Source organism: Leeuwenhoekiella parthenopeia (assembly GCF_020782115.1).
In the GTDB taxonomy this organism is placed as follows: domain Bacteria; phylum Bacteroidota; class Bacteroidia; order Flavobacteriales; family Flavobacteriaceae; genus Leeuwenhoekiella; species Leeuwenhoekiella parthenopeia.
The window spans coordinates 1-1,339 of the sequence record NZ_JAJGMW010000054.1; the positions used below are offsets into that span (position 1 = coordinate 1).

Below are 1,339 nucleotides of genomic sequence, written 5' to 3' on the forward strand. Positions count from 1 at the left end.
GAGGGTGTAAATTAAACTCTGTCTGAAATAGATTTAAACATTAATTTTATTCAGACAGAACCATGAGAAAAGAGGAACAGACAGAATTTGAAAAGAAGGTGCTTGACCAGTTCATGTCGGGCAAGAACCTTTTCGGCAAGGGCGGCGCCTTTGCCCCGATGCTGAAGAACGTCATCGAAAAGGCCCTTGAGGCGGAGATGGAGGGCCATTTGGACGAATCCCAAAGGATCAACGGCAACAAACGCAACGGCAAAGGGAAAAAGACCATCAAGAGCGGCTACGGCACTTTCGATATCGATACGCCCCAGGACAGGCAAAGCAGCTTTGAGCCGGAACTGGTAAAGAAACGTCAGACCATTTTAGCCGACAACCTATCGGACAAGATCATAGGACTTTATGGCCTTGGGATGAGCTACCGTGACATCTCTTCGCATATCAAGGAAATGTACGACACCGACATCTCCCATACCGTTTTGAGCCAGATAACCGATAAGATCGTCCCCGATGTAAAGGCGTGGCAGAACCGCCCGCTGGAGCCACTCTATTGCATCGTATGGCTCGATGCGATGCACTACAAGGTAAAAGTTGATGGCAAGATCGAGCACAAGGCCCTCTACAATATCCTTGGCATCAACAAGGAGGGCTATAAGGAAGTTTTGGGCATGTACATCTCCGAGAGTGAGGGTGCCAATTTTTGGTTGCAAGTACTTACGGACCTGAACAATAGGGGCTTGAAGGATATCCTGATTGCCTGCACGGACAATCTTCGGGGATTTACCGATGCGATATTGAGCGTATTCCCAAAAGCACAGGTACAGCTCTGCATCGTGCACCAGATACGCAATTCGCTCAAATACATTGCCTCTAAAGATCAAAAGGAGTTCATGCGCGACCTTAAGCTCGTTTATCGGGCGACCAGCAAAGAGGTGGCGGAAGATAGATTATTGGATCTGGAGGAAAAATGGGGAGGCAAATATCCCGTGGTCATCGAAAGCTGGCAGCGCAACTGGGAGCAGTTATCACAGTATTTCCAGTACACCGAACCGATCAGAAAAATAATCTATACCACCAATGCCGTAGAGGGATTCCACCGCCAAGTACGTAAAGTTACCAAGACCAAGGGGGCCTTTACAAATGATATGGCCTTGATAAAGCTTGTGTACTTGGCCACAAAGAACATAGAAAAGAAATGGACCAGCCCTTTGCACAATTGGAGCCTGACCGTTCAACAACTTTACATTAAATTTGGGGAAAGGATACCCCTGATATTAAACACCAATTCCTTTGGGGCTAGCCCCAAAGGAATTGAAACAACGGACAGAGTTTAATTTACATACCC

Annotated in this window: 1 protein-coding gene; it reads left to right on the forward strand. The window is 47.1% G+C overall.

The window, feature by feature from the left end:
* The first annotated feature begins 62 nt into the window (after nt 1–62).
* Nucleotides 63–1,328: an IS256 family transposase gene (locus tag LLW17_RS18790; RefSeq protein WP_228231832.1), complete on the forward strand. Its 1,266-nt coding sequence runs from the start codon at nt 63–65 to the stop codon at nt 1,326–1,328.
* Nucleotides 1,329–1,339: the final 11 nt, after the last annotated feature.